Annotated in this window: 17 protein-coding genes; 8 read left to right on the top strand and 9 right to left on the bottom strand. The window is 65.7% G+C overall.

Annotated elements, in window-relative coordinates:
* Positions 1-14 precede the first annotated feature (14 nt).
* The 7 genes from ispC to rpsB all read right to left on the bottom strand — a co-directional run bounded on the left by ispC (position 15) and on the right by rpsB (position 6,018).
* A complete protein-coding gene (gene ispC, locus LT948_RS05565) occupies positions 15-1,205 on the bottom strand; it encodes a 1-deoxy-D-xylulose-5-phosphate reductoisomerase (protein WP_003113864.1) in 1,191 nt (396 codons plus the stop codon).
* A complete protein-coding gene (gene cdsA / locus LT948_RS05560) occupies positions 1,202-2,017 on the bottom strand; it encodes a phosphatidate cytidylyltransferase (RefSeq protein ID WP_003092388.1) in 816 nt (271 codons plus the stop codon). The genes ispC and cdsA overlap by 4 nt, the downstream gene beginning before the upstream one ends.
* Entirely contained in the window at positions 2,011-2,766 is a 756-nt protein-coding gene (gene uppS / locus LT948_RS05555) for a polyprenyl diphosphate synthase (protein WP_003129937.1), read from the bottom strand. Before uppS ends, cdsA begins: the two co-directional genes overlap by 7 nt.
* A 15-nt stretch (positions 2,767-2,781) precedes the next feature.
* Positions 2,782-3,339 (bottom strand): ribosome recycling factor, encoded by a 558-nt coding sequence (gene frr / locus LT948_RS05550; RefSeq protein WP_003092390.1) that lies wholly within the window; start codon positions 3,337-3,339, stop codon positions 2,782-2,784.
* Between the two features lie 2 nt (positions 3,340-3,341).
* Positions 3,342-4,079, bottom strand: coding sequence for a UMP kinase (gene pyrH / locus LT948_RS05545; protein ID WP_003092391.1), 738 nt, complete (start codon positions 4,077-4,079; stop codon positions 3,342-3,344).
* A gap of 198 nt (positions 4,080-4,277) precedes the next feature.
* The gene (tsf, locus tag LT948_RS05540) at positions 4,278-5,147 is read right to left on the bottom strand and encodes a translation elongation factor Ts (protein ID WP_003092393.1); all 870 of its coding nucleotides are present in this window, start codon (positions 5,145-5,147) and stop codon (positions 4,278-4,280) included.
* Positions 5,148-5,277: 130 nt separating this feature from the next.
* Positions 5,278-6,018: a 30S ribosomal protein S2 gene (gene rpsB / locus LT948_RS05535; RefSeq protein WP_003092394.1), complete on the bottom strand. Its 741-nt coding sequence runs from the start codon at positions 6,016-6,018 to the stop codon at positions 5,278-5,280.
* Positions 6,019-6,282: 264 nt separating this feature from the next.
* Between rpsB and map the strand changes: the two genes are divergently transcribed.
* The 3 genes from map (at position 6,283) to dapC (ending at position 11,163) form a co-directional block, all read left to right on the top strand.
* Positions 6,283-7,068 carry a type I methionyl aminopeptidase gene (gene map / locus LT948_RS05530; RefSeq protein WP_003092395.1) on the top strand — a complete coding sequence of 262 codons (786 nt, stop codon included), beginning with the start codon at positions 6,283-6,285 and terminating at the stop codon, positions 7,066-7,068.
* Between the two features lie 166 nt (positions 7,069-7,234).
* Complete coding sequence (locus tag LT948_RS05525) at positions 7,235-9,937, top strand: [protein-PII] uridylyltransferase (RefSeq protein WP_003113862.1); 2,703 nt, start codon at positions 7,235-7,237, stop codon at positions 9,935-9,937.
* Positions 9,938-9,954: 17 nt separating this feature from the next.
* Complete coding sequence (dapC, locus tag LT948_RS05520; protein ID WP_003092403.1) at positions 9,955-11,163, top strand: succinyldiaminopimelate transaminase; 1,209 nt, start codon at positions 9,955-9,957, stop codon at positions 11,161-11,163.
* A gap of 49 nt (positions 11,164-11,212) precedes the next feature.
* On the opposite strand, the gene LT948_RS05515 is transcribed toward dapC, so the two are convergent.
* Positions 11,213-12,958 carry a Na+/H+ antiporter gene (locus LT948_RS05515; protein ID WP_003109341.1) on the bottom strand — a complete coding sequence of 582 codons (1,746 nt, stop codon included), beginning with the start codon at positions 12,956-12,958 and terminating at the stop codon, positions 11,213-11,215.
* A 237-nt stretch (positions 12,959-13,195) separates the two neighbouring features.
* On the opposite strand from LT948_RS05515, the gene LT948_RS05510 reads away from it, so the two are divergent.
* Positions 13,196-13,555 (top strand): hypothetical protein, encoded by a 360-nt coding sequence (locus tag LT948_RS05510; RefSeq protein ID WP_003092416.1) that lies wholly within the window; start codon positions 13,196-13,198, stop codon positions 13,553-13,555.
* A 321-nt stretch (positions 13,556-13,876) separates the two neighbouring features.
* Complete coding sequence (locus tag LT948_RS05505) at positions 13,877-14,170, top strand: hypothetical protein (RefSeq protein WP_003138008.1); 294 nt, start codon at positions 13,877-13,879, stop codon at positions 14,168-14,170.
* A gap of 14 nt (positions 14,171-14,184) precedes the next feature.
* On the opposite strand, the gene LT948_RS05500 is transcribed toward LT948_RS05505, so the two are convergent.
* Entirely contained in the window at positions 14,185-14,538 is a 354-nt protein-coding gene (locus tag LT948_RS05500; RefSeq protein WP_003092421.1) for a YkgJ family cysteine cluster protein, read from the bottom strand.
* 303 nt (positions 14,539-14,841) lie between these two features.
* Here LT948_RS05500 and LT948_RS05495 point away from each other — a divergent pair, with 303 nt between their 5' ends.
* The 3 genes from LT948_RS05495 to dapD are packed head-to-tail and all read left to right on the top strand — an operon-like array spanning position 14,842 to position 16,889.
* A complete protein-coding gene (locus tag LT948_RS05495) occupies positions 14,842-15,189 on the top strand; it encodes an ArsC family reductase (RefSeq protein WP_003109343.1) in 348 nt (115 codons plus the stop codon).
* A 12-nt stretch (positions 15,190-15,201) separates the two neighbouring features.
* Positions 15,202-15,825: a LysE family translocator gene (locus LT948_RS05490; RefSeq protein ID WP_003109344.1), complete on the top strand. Its 624-nt coding sequence runs from the start codon at positions 15,202-15,204 to the stop codon at positions 15,823-15,825.
* Positions 15,826-15,854: 29 nt separating this feature from the next.
* On the top strand, positions 15,855-16,889 hold the full coding sequence (dapD, locus tag LT948_RS05485) for a 2,3,4,5-tetrahydropyridine-2,6-dicarboxylate N-succinyltransferase (RefSeq protein ID WP_003092431.1): 1,035 nt from the start codon (positions 15,855-15,857) through the stop codon (positions 16,887-16,889).
* The last annotated feature ends 68 nt before the right edge of the window (positions 16,890-16,957 follow it).

Here is a 16,957-nt window from a genome sequence, read left to right as displayed (position 1 = left end):
AGGCCGTCCGAAGACTAGCCGGCGTGTCGGGTCAACCATTGCCCGGCGACCGAACGCGCGCGGCGATCGGCGGCCAGGACCTGATCGAGCGATTCGACTGCGGTCACCGCCTCGCGGTTCAGCACATCCTCGATGATAACCGCGATGTCGCTGAAGCGGATGTGCCGCTCGAGAAATGCGGCCACGGCCACCTCGTTCGCGGCATTCAGCATGGCCGGGGCGCTGCCGCCGGTTTCCGCGGCCTGGCTCGCCAGGCGCAGGCAGGGGAAGCGCTGCTCGTCGGGGCGCTGGAAATCCAGGCGACCGACGGCGAACATGTCCAGCGGCGAAACGCCGGAATCGATTCGCTCCGGCCAGGCCATGGCATAGGAAATCGGCGTGCGCATGTCCGGATTGCCGAGCTGGGCGATCACCGAACCGTCGACGTAGTCCACCATCGAGTGGATCACGCTCTGCGGGTGGATCACCACCTCGACCTGGCTCGGCTGGGCGTCGAACAGCCAGCACGCCTCGATCAGTTCGAGCCCCTTGTTCATCATGCTGGCGGAGTCGACGGAAATCTTCCGCCCCATCGACCAGTTCGGGTGCGCACAAGCCTGCTCCGGCGTCACCGAAGCGAGTTGCTCCAGCGGCGTCTCGCGGAACGGGCCGCCGGAGGCGGTCAGGAGGATCCGGCGCACGCCGACCCGCTCCAGGCCATCGGCATAATTGCGCGGCAGCGACTGGAAGATCGCGTTGTGCTCGCTGTCGATCGGCAGGAGCACCGCGCCGCTGCGCTTGACCGCCTGCATGAACAGCGCGCCGGACATCACCAGCGCTTCCTTGTTGGCCAGCAGTACGCGCTTGCCGGCCTCGACGGCCGCCAGGGTCGACGGCAGCCCGGCGGCGCCGACGATGGCCGCCATTACCATGTCCACTTCGGGCGCGCTGGCCACTTCGCACAACGCCTGCTCGCCGAACAGCACCCGGGTGCGAATACCCGCCGCGGCGAGCGAGCCCTGCAAGGCGATCGCCGCGGCCTGCTCCGGCACCACCGCATAGACGGGGCGGTGCCTGAGGCACAGCGCCTCGAGTTCGGCCAGGCGGCTGAAGCCGGTCAGGGCGAAGGCTTCGTAACGATCGGGATGACGCTGGACGACGTCCAGGGTGCTCAGGCCGATCGAGCCGGTCGCGCCGAGCACGCTGATCCGCTGCGGCCGGCTCATGGCGCACCCCAGCCGGCGGCCCAGAGCAGCGCCGCGAACACCGGGATGGCGGCCGTCAGGCTGTCGATGCGATCCAGCACGCCACCGTGGCCGGGCAGCAGGTTGCTGCTGTCCTTGATTCCGGACTGGCGCTTGAACATGCTTTCGGTGAGGTCGCCGACGATCGAGACGAACACCACCAGCGCCGCGCCGAGCAGGGCCAGGAGCAGCGCGCCGAGGGACCAGCCGCGGTAGAGGCCGACCGCCAGGGTGATCGCCAGGCTGGCCGCCAGGCCGCCGTAAACGCCTTCCCAGCTCTTGCCGGGGCTGACCCGCGGCGCCAGCTTGCGCTTGCCGAAGGCCTTGCCGGAGAAGTAGGCGCCGATATCCGCGCCCCAGACCAGCACCATCACGGCGATGATCAGGCCATTGGCCAACGGCCACTGCTTGAGCAGGACCAGCCCCTGCCAGGCCGGCAACAGGATCAGCAGGCCCATGCCCAGGCGGCGCCAGCGGCCGCCCCAGTAGCCGACGCTTTCCGGGTAGGTGAGCACCAGCACGGTGGCCAGCGTCCACCAGACCAGCGCCAGCAGCAGCACGGCTCCGGCAAGCTGCGGCAGATGGTAGAGAGCGACCATCAGTACGGCGACCGTCGCCGCGTAGGCAACGCGGCCGAACTGCTGTTCATAGCCGGCCAGGCGCGCCCATTCCCAGGCCCCCAGGCTCACCACCGCGCCGATGAACAGGGCGAAGAACGCCCCTTCGAGAAGGAAAAAACCACCCAGCGCGATGGGCAGGAGCACCAGCGCCGTGATGATCCGTTGTTTCAGCATGACGGACGGGCCTCGGCCTCGACTTGCTCGCTGGTCTTGCCGAAGCGGCGCTGGCGCTTGGAGAAATCCGCCAGGGCAGCCCGCATCGCCGCGTGCTTGAAGTCGGGCCAGAACAGGTCGGAGAAATACAGCTCGGCATAGGCCAGCTGCCAGAGGAGGAAATTGCTGATGCGATGCTCGCCGCCGGTGCGGATGCACAGGTCGGGCAGCGGCTGGTCGCCGGTCACCAGGCAGCCCTGGAGCAGCTCGGCGGAGATATCGTCCGCCGCCAGGTGCCCGCCCTGGACCTCGCGCGCCAGGCGCTGTGCGGCCTGGACGATGTCCCACTGGCCGCCGTAGTTGGCGGCGACCTGGAGGAGGAAACGGGTATTGCTGGCAGTGGCGGCTTCCGCTTCGCGCATGGCCGCCTGCAACTCCGGATGGAAACGCGTGCGATCGCCGATGATGCGCAGGCGGATGCCGTTCTCGTCGAGCTTGCGCACCTCGCGGCGCAGGGCCACGAGAAACAGCTCCATCAGCGCGCTGACTTCGTCCGCCGGACGCTGCCAGTTCTCGCTGGAGAACGCGAACAGGGTGAGGACCTCGACCCCTGCCTCGGCGCAGACCTCGATCACCGCCCTGACGGCATCGACACCGGCCTTGTGGCCGGCGACGCCGGGCAGAAGACGCTTCTTCGCCCAGCGATTGTTACCGTCCATGATAATGGCCACGTGGCGTGGCACGCACACATCCTTCCGGGTCTTTTCCATGACGTCAGCCCGGCCTCAGACAGCCATGAGGTCCGCTTCTTTGGCTTCCAGTGCCTTCTCGATCTCACCGATGAACTTGTCGGTCAGCTTCTGCACGTCGTCGCCGGCGCGGCGCTCTTCGTCCTCGCTGATTTCCTTTTCCTTCTGCAGGTCCTTCAACTGGGCCAGCGCATCGCGACGGATGTTGCGCACGGAAACCCGCGCCTGCTCGGCCTCGGCACGCGCCTGCTTGGTGTAGCCCTTGCGGGTCTCCTCGGTCAGGGCCGGCATCGGTACGCGGATGGTGGTGCCGGCGGTGGCCGGGTTGAGCCCCAGGTCGGAGGTCATGATGGCCTTCTCGACCGCCTGGATCATGCTCTTGTCGAACACGGCCAGGGCCAGGGTACGGGAGTCTTCCACGGTGACGTTGGCGACCTGGCGCAGCGGCGTATCGGCCCCGTAATAGGAAACCATCACGCTATCCAGGATGCTCGGATGCGCGCGACCGGTGCGAATCTTCGCGAAGGCATGGCCCAGCGCTTCCAGGGTCTTGCCCATGCGCTCCTGCGCTTCCTTCTTGATCTCGTTGATCATTCTCAACCCTCCTCGATCAGGGTGCCTTCGGCACCACCAACAACAATATTCAGCAATGCGCCCGGCTTGTTCATGTTGAACACCCGCAGCGGCATGTTCTGGTCACGGCACAGGCAGATGGCGGTCAGGTCCATCACGCCGAGCTTGCGGTCGAGCACTTCATCATAGGTCAGGCGCTCGAACTTCTCGGCATTCGGGTCCTTGAACGGGTCGGCAGTGTACACGCCATCGACCTTGGTAGCCTTAAGGACCACGTCGGCGTCGATCTCGATGGCGCGCAGGCAAGCCGCCGAGTCGGTGGTGAAGAACGGGTTGCCGGTACCGGCGGAGAAGATCACCACCTCGCCACCGCCGAGGTGGCGCATGGCCTTGCGGCGGTCGTAGTGGTCGGTCACGCCGACCATGGAGATCGCCGACATCACCAGCGCGGGGATGTTCGAGCGCTCCAGCGCATCGCGCATCGCCAGGCCGTTCATCACGGTGGCCAGCATCCCCATGTGGTCGCCGGTCACCCGGTCCATGCCGGCCGCGGACAGGGCCGCTCCGCGGAACAGGTTGCCGCCGCCGATGACCAGGCCGACCTGCACGCCGATCCCGACCAACTGGCCGATTTCCAGCGCCATGCGGTCCAGCACCTTGGGATCGATGCCGAACTCCTCCGAGCCCATCAGGGCTTCGCCGCTCAACTTTAGAAGAATGCGTTTATAGCGAGGTTGACGAGCGCTCAGTTGCTGAGCCATGACCTTTTCTCCTGCGGCGATAAAAATACGTGACGGCCGGGCCGTCGTGGGCGGAGACGACTTTGCGCCTGCGTTGCGTGCGAGCCCGCCGAGCGGGCCGGCAACGCGGAAGCTGCCCCGAACGCTTCCCCATTTGACGAAGAGGCCGCACGCATCAGCGGGCAGCCTCTTCCGGGGCGACAGTCGAAACCGTCTTTGTTACTGCTTGGTGGCGGCTACTTGAGCGGCAACTTCGGCAGCGAAGTCCACTTCGGCCTTCTCGATGCCTTCGCCCACTTCGTAACGAACGAAGGAAACGATTTCGGCGCCGGCCTGCTTGGCCAGGTCGCCGACCTTCACTTCCGGGTTCTTCACGAAAGGCTGCTCGACCAGGCTCGCTTCGGCGAGGAACTTGCTGATGCGGCCCTTGACCATGTTCTCGACGATGTTCTCCGGCTTGCCGGCGATCTTGTCGGCGTTCAGCGCCAGGAAGATTTCCTTCTCTTTCGCGATCGCTTCTTCGGAAACTTCCGAAGCGCTCAGGAACTGCGGGTTGCTGGCAGCGACATGCATGGCGATGTCCTTGGCCAGTTCCGGGTTGCCGCCTTTCAGGTTGACCACGACACCGATGCGGTGGCCGTGCAGGTAGGCGCCGACCACGTCGCCCTCGACGCGGGTCAGGCGGCGGATGTTGACGTTCTCGCCGGTCTTGGCGACCAGGGCCAGACGAGCTTCCTCACGTGCTTCGACCAGCGGAGCGGCGTCGGTCAGCTTCTCGTTGAAGGCCTTTTCCAGGCTCTCGGCGACGAAGCCCTTGAAGTCGTCCTGGAGGGCCAGGAAGTCGGTCTGGGAGTTGACTTCGATGATCACGGCGGCCTTGTTGTCGGCAGCGATCTTGACGGCGATCGAGCCTTCGGCGGCAATGTTGCCGGCTTTCTTGGCAGCCTTGATCGCACCGGCAGCGCGCATGTCGTCGATGGCCTTCTCGATGTCGCCGCCAGCGGCGGTCAGCGCCTTCTTGCACTCCATCATGCCCAAGCCGGTACGCTCGCGCAGTTCTTTAACCATGGCTGCAGTAATTTCTGCCATTTCGAAATCCTCTTGAGTGGTAGCTCTCAAAAAACCTTTGTGCCCGGCCTGCCGGGCAGAAACTCAAAGGTGGCAAAAAGGGGGCCTAGCCCCCTTCCTGCGCACCGTCGGACGTCTGAACGTCCCGGAATCAGCCTTCGGCGGATTCGGCCGGCGCTTCCTCGACGAACTCGTCGGCGCTGGTGGCAGCGCCCTGCTTGCCGCGGATTACCGCTTCGGCCATCGAGTTCAGGTAGAGTTGCACGGCGCGGATGGCATCATCGTTACCGGGAATTACATAGTCGACGCCTTCCGGGCTGCTGTTGGTATCGACAACGCCGATGACCGGGATGCCCAGCTTGTTGGCTTCGGTGATGGCGATGCGCTCGTGGTCGACGTCGATCACGAACAGAGCGTCCGGCAGGCCGCCCATGTCCTTGATGCCGCCCAGGCTGCGCTCGAGCTTCTCGAGGTCACGGCTGCGCATCAGGGCTTCTTTCTTGGTCAGCTTGTCGAAGGTGCCGTCCTGGGACTGGGTTTCCAGGTCGCGCAGGCGCTTGATCGACTGACGGATGGTCTTGTAGTTGGTGAGCATGCCGCCCAGCCAGCGATGGTCGACGTACGGCATGCCGCAACGAGCGGCTTCCTCGCGAACGATCTTGCCGGCGGAACGCTTGGTGCCGACGAACAGGATCTTGTTCTTGCCAGCGGCCAGGCGCTCAACGAAGGTCAGGGCCTCGTTGAACATCGGCAGGGTCTTTTCGAGGTTGATGATATGGATCTTGTTGCGCGCGCCGAAAATGAACTTGCCCATTTTCGGGTTCCAGTAACGGGTCTGGTGGCCGAAGTGCACACCGGCCTTCAGCATATCGCGCATGTTGACTTGGGACATGATAGTTCCTCGATAAGTCGGGTTAGGCCTCCACGCATCCCAATGACCAACCCTTGCGGGCACCCAGGCCATCGTGTCGATGCATGTGTGGGTTTGTGCTCCGGAAAAGGCCGCAGCCTCGGAGCGGGGCGCTTTATACCATAACCGTGGACGCAGTGAAACCCGCCGCGGATGGCCGGGCGGGAGTAGATCGGTCGGTCAGGTCTGCTAGAATCGCGTATTCCTTATTATTCATGCGTGCTTGCACGCCCGAAGAGAATTCGCATGACCGTCACCATCAAGACGCCCGACGATATCGAGAAGATGCGCATCGCCGGCCGCCTGGCCGCCGAAGTGCTGGAAATGATCGGCGAACACATCAAGCCCGGCGTGACCACCGAGGAGCTGGATCGCATCTGCCACGACTATATCGTCAACGAGCAGAAGGCGATTCCCGCCCCGCTGAACTACAAGGGCTTTCCCAAGTCGATCTGCACCTCGATCAACCATGTGGTCTGCCATGGCATCCCCAACGAGAAGCCGCTGAAGGAAGGCGACATCCTCAACGTCGACATCACCGTCATCAAGGACGGCTACCACGGCGACACCAGCAAGATGTTCCTGGTCGGCAAGACCCCGGAATGGGCCGACCGCCTCTGCCAGATCACCCAGGAATGCATGTACAAGGGCATTTCCGTGGTGCGTCCGGGCGCGCACCTGGGCGATATCGGCGAAATCATCCAGAAGCACGCGGAAAAGAACGGCTTCTCGGTGGTCCGCGAATACTGCGGCCATGGCATCGGCAAGGTGTTCCACGAGGAGCCGCAGGTCCTCCACTACGGTCGTGCGGGTACCGGCATCGAGCTGAAGGAAGGCATGATCTTCACCATCGAGCCGATGATCAACCAGGGCCGCCCGGAGACCCGCCTGCTCGGCGACGGCTGGACCGCGATCACCAAGGACCGCAAGCTGTCCGCGCAATGGGAGCACACCGTGCTGGTCACCGCCGATGGCTACGAGATCCTCACCCTGCGCAACGACGAAACCTTCCCGCGCACCTCGGCCGCCTGATCCGGCCCGGCTTTTGCTGCCAGCCGTGCGCCTCGACGCCCCGCCCCATTCCGGCGGGGCCGACGCCCCGATTCGGCGCAGCGCGCGCACCAAGACAGCGCAAAAACGCACCAGGACGGGGCGCTCGCGTATCGAACCCAACCGCTAGCAGATAAAGGAAGGCCGCATGCCGCAGGTGGATCCCGAATTGTTCGATCGCGGGCAGTTCCAGGCGGAACTGGCCTTGAAGTCCAGCCCGATCGCCGCCTTCAAGAAGGCCATCCGGCAATTCCGCGAAGTGCTCGACAACCGTTTCAACAGCGGCCGCGACATCCGCCGCCTGATCGAAGATCGCGCCTGGTGCGTCGACCAGATCCTGCAACAGGCCTGGCAGCGCTTCGACTGGGGAGACGACGCCGACATCGCCCTGGTCGCCGTGGGCGGCTACGGCCGCGGCGAACTCCACCCCTACTCCGACGTCGACCTGCTGATCCTCCTCGACAGCGAGGACCAGGAGAGCTTCCGCGAACCGATCGAAGGCTTCCTCACCCTGCTCTGGGACATCGGCCTGGAAGTCGGCCAGAGCGTGCGCTCGGTGCAGCAGTGCGCGGAGGAAGCACGCGCCGACCTGACGGTGATCACCACCCTCATGGAGTGCCGCACCATCTGCGGCCCTGACAGCCTGCGCCAGCGCATGCTGCAGGTTACCGGCAGCGCGCACATGTGGCCGAGCAAGGAGTTCTTCCTGGCCAAACGCCACGAACAGCAGCGCCGCCACGCCAAGTACAACGACACCGAGTACAACCTCGAGCCCAACGTCAAGGGCTCCCCCGGCGGCCTGCGCGACATCCAGACCATCCTCTGGATGGCCCGCCGCCAGTTCGGCAGCCTCAACCTGCACGCCCTGGTGCGCGAAGGCTTCCTGGTGGAAAGCGAGTGCAGCATGCTGGCTTCCAGCCAGGAGTTCCTCTGGCGGGTCCGCTATGCCCTGCACATGCTCGCCGGGCGCGCCGAGGATCGCCTGCTGTTCGATCACCAGCGCAGCATCGCCCGTCTGTTCGGCTACGAAGACAACGACGTCAAGCTGGCGGTCGAACGCTTCATGCAGAAGTACTACCGGGTGGTGATGGCGATCTCCGAGCTGAACGACCTGATCATCCAGCACTTCGAGGAAGTCATCCTGCCCTGCGAGCAGCCGGTGCAGATCCAACCGCTGAACAGTCGCTTCCAGTTGCGCGACGGCTACATCGAGGTGACGCACCCGAACGTCTTCAAGCGCACCCCGTTCGCCCTCCTGGAAATCTTCGTGCTGATGGCACAGCACCCGGAAATCAAGGGCGTGCGCGCCGACACCATTCGCCTGCTGCGCGACAGCCGACACCTGATCGACGACGAGTTCCGCCACGACATCCGCAACACCAGCCTGTTCATCGAGCTGTTCAAGAGCAGCCAGGGTATCCACCGCAACCTGCGGCGGATGAACCGCTACGGCATCCTCGGCCGCTACCTGCCGGAGTTCGGCCATATCATCGGGCAGATGCAGCACGACCTGTTCCATATCTATACGGTGGACGCCCACACCCTCAACCTGATCAAGCACCTGCGCAAGCTGAATCGGCCGGAGATGGCCGAGAAATATCCGCTGGCGAGCAAGATCATCGATCGTCTGCCCAAGCCGGAACTGATCTACATCGCCGGTCTCTACCATGACATCGCCAAGGGCCGTGGCGGCGACCACTCGGAACTCGGTGCGGTGGACGCCGAGGCCTTCTGCCAGAGCCACCAGTTGCCGCTCTGGGACACCCAACTGGTGTCCTGGCTGGTGCAGAACCACCTGGTGATGTCGACCACCGCGCAACGCAAGGACCTCTCCGACCCGCAGGTGATCTTCGATTTCGCCCAACTGGTCGGCGACCAGACCCACCTCGACTACCTGTACGTGCTCACCGTGGCCGACATCAACGCCACCAACCCGACGCTCTGGAACTCCTGGCGCGCCAGCCTGCTCCGGCAGCTCTACACCGAGACCAAGCGCGCCCTGCGCCGCGGCCTGGAGAACCCGGTGGACCGCGAGGAGCAGATCCGCCAGACGCAGACCGCGGCCCTCGACCAACTGGTACGCAACGGCATCGACCAGGACGATGCCGAGCAGTTATGGAGCCAGCTCGGCGACGACTACTTCCTGCGCCACACCGCCGGCGACGTGGCCTGGCACACCGAGGCGATCCTCCAGCACCCGGACGACGGCACGCCGCTGGTGCTGATCAAGGAAACCACCCAGCGCGAGTTCGAGAGCGGTTCGCAGATCTTCATCTACGCCGCCGACCAGCACGATTTCTTCGCGGTCACCGTGGCCGCCATGGACCAGCTCAACCTGAGCATCCAGGACGCGCGGATCATCACCTCCACCAGCCAGTTCACCCTCGATACCTATATCGTGCTCGACGCCGACGGCGACTCCATCGGCAACAACCCGGAGCGCATCGCCGAGATCCGCGAGGGGCTTATCGACGCATTGAAGAACCCCGACGACTACCCGACCATCATCCAGCGCCGGGTGCCGCGCCAGCTCAAGCACTTCGCCTTCGCCCCGCAGGTGACCATCTCCACCGACGCGCTGCGCCAGGTCTCGGTGCTCGAAGTCATCGCCCCCGACCGCCCCGGCCTGCTGGCGCGGATCGGCGGCATCTTCCTGGATTTCGACCTGTCGGTGCAGAACGCCAAGATCGCCACCCTCGGCGAGCGCGTGGAGGACGTCTTCTACATCACCGATGCGCGCAACCAGCCGCTCGCCGACCCCGACCTGTGCAAACGCCTGCAGGCCGCCCTGGTCGAGCAGCTGTCACAAGACAACGGACGGGACACCCTGCCTACCCGGATAAACTTCTGAGAAGCCTTGCCAACGCCATGAATACCGCACTCGACAACCTGCAGCCCTACCCCTTCGAGAAGCTCCGCGCCCTGCTCGGCGGCGCCCGGCCGCCCGCGACGCTGAAGCCGATCGCACTGTCCATCGGCGAGCCCAAGCACCGCTCGCCGAGCTTCGTCGCCGAAACCCTGGCGGAGAACCTGGACCAGCTCGCGGTCTACCCGACCACCCTCGGCCTGCCGGCCCTGCGCGAAGCCATCGCGCGCTGGTGCGAGCGGCGCTTCTCGGTACCGGCCGGCTGGCTGGATGCGGCGCGCCACGTACTGCCGGTGAACGGTACCCGCGAGGCGCTGTTCGCCTTCACCCAGACCGTGGTCCGCCGCAGCGAGCCCGGCGAGGCGCCCGGCCTGGTGGTCAGCCCGAACCCGTTCTACCAGATCTACGAAGGCGCGGCGCTGCTCGCCGGAGCCGTGCCGCACTACCTGCCCTGCCGCGAGGAAAACGGCTTCAACCCCGATTTCGACGCGGTCGACGAGGCGACCTGGCAGCGCTGCCAGATTCTCTTCCTCTGCTCGCCAGGCAACCCCACCGGGGCCCTGGTACCGCTGGAGACCCTGAAGAAGCTGATCGCCCTGGCCGACCGCTACGACTTCGTGATCGCCGCCGACGAGTGCTACAGCGAACTCTACTTCGACGAAAACGCCCCGCCGCCCGGCCTGCTCAACGCTTGCGCCGAGCTGGGCCGCACGGACTTCAGCCGCTGCGTGGTGTTCCACAGCCTGTCCAAGCGCTCCAACCTGCCCGGCCTGCGCTCGGGCTTCGTCGCCGGCGACGCGGAGATCCTGAAGAAATTCCTCCTCTACCGCACCTACCACGGCTGCGCCATGCCGGTGCAGACCCAGTTGGCGAGCATCGCCGCCTGGAACGACGAGGTCCATGTGCGCGCCAACCGCAGCCTCTACCGCGAGAAATTCGACGCCGTGCTGGCGATCCTCGACGGCGTGCTCGACGTACAGCGCCCGGACGGCAGTTTCTACCTGTGGGCACGCACCCCGGTGGACGACACCGTATTCACCCGCGAACTGTTCGAGCAGCAGCACGTGACGGTGGTGCCGGGTTCCTACCTGTCGCGCGAGGTGGACGGCGAGAACCCCGGCGCCAACCGCGTGCGCATGGCCCTGGTGGCACCACTGGCCGAGTGCGTCGAAGCCGCCGAGCGCATCCGCGACTACCTGCGGGCGCGCTGAAGCCTGCGCGGAGAAACGAAAAGGGATCGCCGCGGCGATCCCTTTTCGTTCACACCCAGCGGGCGAAGCGATTGGTCAGCCAGCTTTCCTGCTGGTCCAGCTCGCGCAGGATATCGCCCAGGGTCTCGTCGTCGATCTCGTTGTTACGCCGCTGCCGGTACAGTTCCAGGCGCTGCGCGCGCAACGCCTTCAGGCGCAAGGCCTTGTCGGCGATCTCCAGGGCTTGGGCCTGGTCGCGGGCCTCATCGGTGGTCGGTGCGGTATCCAGCGACTGGCGGTATTCGGCCATGATCTGCGCACGCGCCTCGGCGACCCGCGAAGTATTCGCCGCATCGTTGCCTTCCACCTGCGGCAGTTCCTCGCTCTCCAGGGCCCGGATCGCCGCCTCCGCGGTCTTGCGCCAGGCCTCGCGCCGCTCGCGCTCGTGGGCGCCATTGTTGCTCGCCGGCAGCCCGCGCAGCAGCAGCGGCAGGCCGATGGTCGCGCCGATCAGGGAAATCAGGATCACGCTGGTGGCGATGAAGATGATCAGGTCGCGCTGCGGGAAGGCGCTGCCATCCATCAGGCTCATCGGTACCGACAGCACCGCCGCCAGGGTCACCGCACCACGCACGCCGCTCAATGCACTGAGGGCGGAGAGACGGCGCAGGGAGATGCCGCTCAGCCCGGGCGGGCTCTTGCCGCGCCAGCGGTCGATGCGCAGCGACAACTTCCAGTAGCCATAGACCCAGCCGTAGCGGATCAGCATCAGCACGGCGGTGATCGCCGCCACATAGGCCAGCAGCAGCGAGGAACGCCAGAGCAGGTCGCCGTGGTGGTTGGCCACCGACTTCATGATGTCCGGCAACTGCAGGCCGAGCAGCAGGAACACCACGCCGTTGAAGGCGAACTCCAGCATCGACCAGACGCTGCGGTTGAGCAGGCGCGTGGAAGTCTGCCGCGGCAGCAGGTCGACCCAGCTCTGCATCATGCCGGCCGCCACCGCCGAGAGAATCCCGGAGACGCCCAGGTGTTCCGCCACCATATAGGAGGCGAACGGCAGCAACAGCATCAGTACCACGTGGGTCGCCGGGTCGTCCCAGCCACGGGAGATCATCCAGGCGCGGATGCGGCCCAGCGACCAGCTGAGGAACACCCCGATGGCCAGGCCGCCGACCGCGACCAGGAGGAAGTTGAGGCTGGCGTCCACCAGCGAGAACACGCCGGTCATCGCCGCGGCGATGGCGAACTTGAATGCCACCAGGCCAGAGGCATCGTTCATCAGCGCCTCGCCCTCCAGCAGGTGCATCAGGCGCTTGGGCAGCCGCCCCTGGGTGATCGCCGAGACCGCCAGGGCGTCCGTGGGCGACAGCACGGCGGCGAGGGCGAAGGAAGCCGCCAGGGGAATTTCCGGGATCAGCAGATGGATGAAATAGCCGGCGCCGACCACGGTGAAGAACACCAGGCCGAACGCCATCATCAGGATCGGCCAGCGCATCCGCCAGACTTCCCGCTTGGGAATGCGCCAGCCATCGACGAACAGCAGCGGCGGAATGAACAGGAAGAGGAACAGCTCCGGGTCGAGGGCAATGTGCAGCCCGAGGGACGGCAAGGCCAGCAGGGCCCCGGCGGCGATCTGGATCAGCGGTAGCGGCAAGGGCAGCAACTGGGCGGCCAGGCGGGTGGCGCCGACGACCAGCAGCAGGGTCAGAACGGTGTACACGGTTTGCATGAGGGCGGGGATCTCCGGCTTCGTCCCTGGACGATGCGACTGCGCCGATTGCACCATCGCGATCGGTAGGCAGCTATCCGACATTCGCACAATCCGTACGGTCTTTCCTAGCCCCGCCGCTCTACCCCGCGCGTCCGCCCCCTCCGCGGCGACGACCGGGGCGCCCGGCCAAGGTTCCCGCACTAGTACATCCGAGCTATTTCATAGCGGTGCGAGACGCTCCTACACTCCCCTTCAGTCCAGGCCCGCCGTAGCGTCGGCCAGGACGACGCCCCGAAGGAGTACGGGGTGCAGCGCCCACTCAGACAAAGGAATGCCGCCATGACAAGCAAGGGACTTACTTCCGCACTGCTGCTCGCCTCAATGTTCGCCGCCACCTCCGGCTGCCTCCAGCAGAACGCACTGACCCAGGGCTACCGCACCACCCAGCCCGGGCAACCCGGTCAGGCCCAGGTCGCCTCCGCCAACACCCCTTGCACCCCCAGCGCCACCAATGACCTGATCGCTACCGGTCGCAGCCTGCTGGACATCACCACCAACCTGATCAAGACCCGCAACCAGATGAGCGACGGCGGCAGCATCATGCGCGACGTCGACGACGTGCAGAAGGTCGGCAAGGGCCATGCCGTGCTGGACAGCGTCGAGAGCATGACCGGCGGTCCGCAGCAGCCCTGCGGCTAAGCACACCACGACGATTCATCCCGGACAGCGAGCCCCCGCACGCTGTTCTCCCCCTGAGCCTCGCCTACCCGGCGGGGCTTTTTTTGTCCTGCGCCAAACAGCCGCCGCCCCGCATCAAGGAACTCGCCCATCACCCGGCCATGCAGACCAGGCCGCTTCGAGTCCCGTTCGTCACCTGTGCAAGGCGTCTGGAACGCGGCTATTGTCCGACGATCGAAGTGATGGCAATGTAGAATTACACCTTTGGATGTAGTCGTTTCGGGTAGGTCGCGAGATGGAACGAGCTTTTTCCCCTACCGCGGAATCGCGGAGCAGCGGCCCATGAGGCGCGCCGAGATGCTGTTGCTGAAGAGCCTGGCGGAAACACTGATGGCCGACCGGGACAACCGCCACGACGACTTGCAGGCGACCATGCGGCTGGCGCACCTGAGTTCGCCGGAGATGATCCTGTACATGGTCAACCGGGTGCTCGAGCTCGAAGAGAGCATCGAGCGGATCGCCGCGGTTCTCCAGAAACTCTCTGCGGACGAGCCGATGCCCCTAGAGGAAACGCCGCCCGAACCAGCCTTCGAACCGTCCCTGCAGTCCCGCGCCACCGAGACCGCGGAAACCTAGCGGCGGGCAGGCCGCTACACCAGCACCTGGCGAGTGCTGGCGATCAGCGCATGGACCTGTCGCTCCACCTGCTCCGCCACCGGCACTTCGGGCCCCCGCCCCTCCGGGCAGGGCAGGTTCGGCGTGGTGCCGAACAGCCGGCAGATCAGCGGACGTTCCTCATAGGCCTCGCAGCCGTTCGGTCCGAGATGGACGCAGTTCCACTCGGCCAGGGCGGCGTCGTGTTCGGCCTCGCTCTTCAGCGGCAGGCGGGCCATCTCTTCCGACGAGGCGGTAACCGGCCCGCAGCAATCGTGGCAGCCGGGCTTGCAGGCGAAGCCCGGTATCTGCAGGCGTAATTGGTCTATCTGGCGACCGATGCAACTCATGGGAAATCTCCTCGGCGGGGGAAGGATTGTACAGCGCGGACCGGAGCATTCCGAAAGTACCGGTAAGGATGCTCTCCAGCGAGCCGAATCGACCTGTTCAACCTGCGCTCTCTCCGTTCCCGGCCAGGGAAACAGCCCGGCTCCCTGTCCGCCCGCCCGTCCACGGCTATCTGCCGTCACGCCGCTCCCGAGCGCGGTAGCCCCGAGACCGCACAGGGGCGGAACGACGTGGCATAATCCGGCGGGAATTTTAGAGGAATATTGGAGGGGTTTTGGAGGAGCCAAAACCCCAAAGGAAAAACAATGACCTACGTTCTCTACGGCATCAAAGCCTGCGACACCATGAAGAAGGCTCGGACCTGGCTCGACGAGCACAAGGTCGCCTACGACTTCCACGACTACAAGGCCGTCGGCATCGACCGCGAACACCTGCGGCGCTGGTGCGCGGAGCACGGCTGGCAGACCGTCCTCAACCGCGCCGGCACTACCTTCCGCAAGCTCGACGAAGCGCAGAAGGCCGATCTCGACGAAGCCAAGGCGATCGAGCTGATGCTGGCCCAGCCGTCGATGATCAAGCGCCCGGTGCTGGAACTGGGCAGCAGGACGCTGGTCGGCTTCAAGCCCGACGCCTACGCCGCCGCGCTGGCCTGAACGGGAGGCCGCATGAGCATCGCCTGGGCCCTGTTCGTACCCGCCTGCTTCGCCCTCAACCTGGCGCCGGGGCCGAACAACCTGCTGTCGCTGAACAACGCCGCGCGGCACGGTTTCGCCACCGCCTCGCTGGCCGGCGGCGGGCGCCTGCTGGCATTCGCCGGCATGCTCGCCCTGGCCGCCTCCGGGCTGGCGCTGGTGCTGCACACCTCGGCCTGGCTGTTCCTGGCGATCAAGCTGCTCGGCGCTGCCTACCTGTTGTGGCTTGCGGTGCAATTGTGGCGGGCCGATGCGCAGCCACTGGCGAACGAAGCCAGCCCGGCGCGTCCCAGCCTCTGGCGCCTGGGGCGCCAGGAGTTCCTGGTGGCGGCGGGCAACCCGAAAGCGATCCTGATCTTCACCGCCTTCCTGCCGCAGTTCGTCGATCCCGGCCAACCGCTGGGCGCCCAGTTCGCCCAGCTCGGCGCGGCATTCCTGCTGCTCGAATGGCTGGCCATCGCTCTTTATTCCTATGCCGGGCTCCACCTCGGCCGGCTGCTCGCCGGCCAGCGGGCCCGGCGTCTGTTCAACCGCGGTTGCGCCGCGCTGCTCGGCAGCGCGGGGCTGGGCCTGCTGCTCAGCCGCCGTCCGGCCTGACCGTTCCACTCCGTTTCGAGGAAACCCACATGTCGCAATCCCTGTTCAGCCTGGCCTTCGGCGTCGGCACCCAGAACCGCCAGGAAGCCTGGCTGGAAGTGTTCTACGCGCTGCCGCTGCTCAAGCCTTCGAGCGAAATCGTCGCTGCCGTCGCACCGATTCTTGGCTACGCAGCCGGCAACCAGGCGCTGACCTTCACTTCGCAGCAGGCCTACCAGCTGGCCGACGCCCTGAAGGGTATCGACGCCGCTCAGTCGGCCCTGCTCTCGCGCCTGGCGGAAAGCCAGAAGCCGCTGGTCGCCACCCTGTTGGCGGAAGACGCCGCGCCGTCCTCCACCCCGGAGGCCTACCTCAAGCTGCACCTGCTCTCCCACCGCCTGGTCAAACCGCACGCTGTGAACCTGAGCGGCATCTTCCCGCTCCTGCCGAACGTGGCCTGGACCAACATCGGCGCGGTGGACCTGGCCGAACTGGCCGAACTGCAACTGGAAGCGCGACTAAAGGGCAAGCTGCTGGAAGTCTTCTCCGTCGACAAGTTCCCGAAGATGACCGACTACGTGGTCCCGGCCGGCGTACGCATCGCCGACACCGCCCGCGTGCGCCTGGGCGCCTACATCGGTGAAGGCACCACGGTGATGCACGAAGGTTTCGTCAACTTCAACGCCGGCACCGAAGGCCCGGGCATGATCGAAGGCCGCGTATCCGCCGGCGTGTTCGTCGGCAAGGGGTCGGACCTGGGCGGCGGCTGCTCGACCATGGGCACCCTTTCCGGTGGCGGCAACATCGTCATCAGCGTCGGCGAAGGCTGCCTGATCGGCGCCAACGCTGGCATCGGCATCCCGCTGGGCGATCGCAACATCGTCGAGGCCGGCCTGTACATCACCGCCGGCACCAAGGTCGCCCTGCTCGACGAGCAGAACGCTCTGGTGAAAGTGGTCAAGGCCCGCGACCTGGCCGGTCAGCCCGACCTGCTGTTCCGCCGCAACTCGCAGAACGGTGCGGTGGAGTGCAAGACCAACAAGACCGCCATCGAGCTGAACGAAGCGCTGCACGCGCACAACTGAGCCCAGCTCGCCTCCCCGCTCGCCCGACGGCGCTCGCCAGCGCCGCCGGGTGCGCTACCCTTTCCCCT

This window comes from Pseudomonas sp. CP-1, assembly GCF_021213715.1.
Lineage (GTDB): Bacteria > Pseudomonadota > Gammaproteobacteria > Pseudomonadales > Pseudomonadaceae > Pseudomonas > Pseudomonas aeruginosa.
This window is presented reverse-complemented; position numbering and strand designations above follow the sequence as displayed.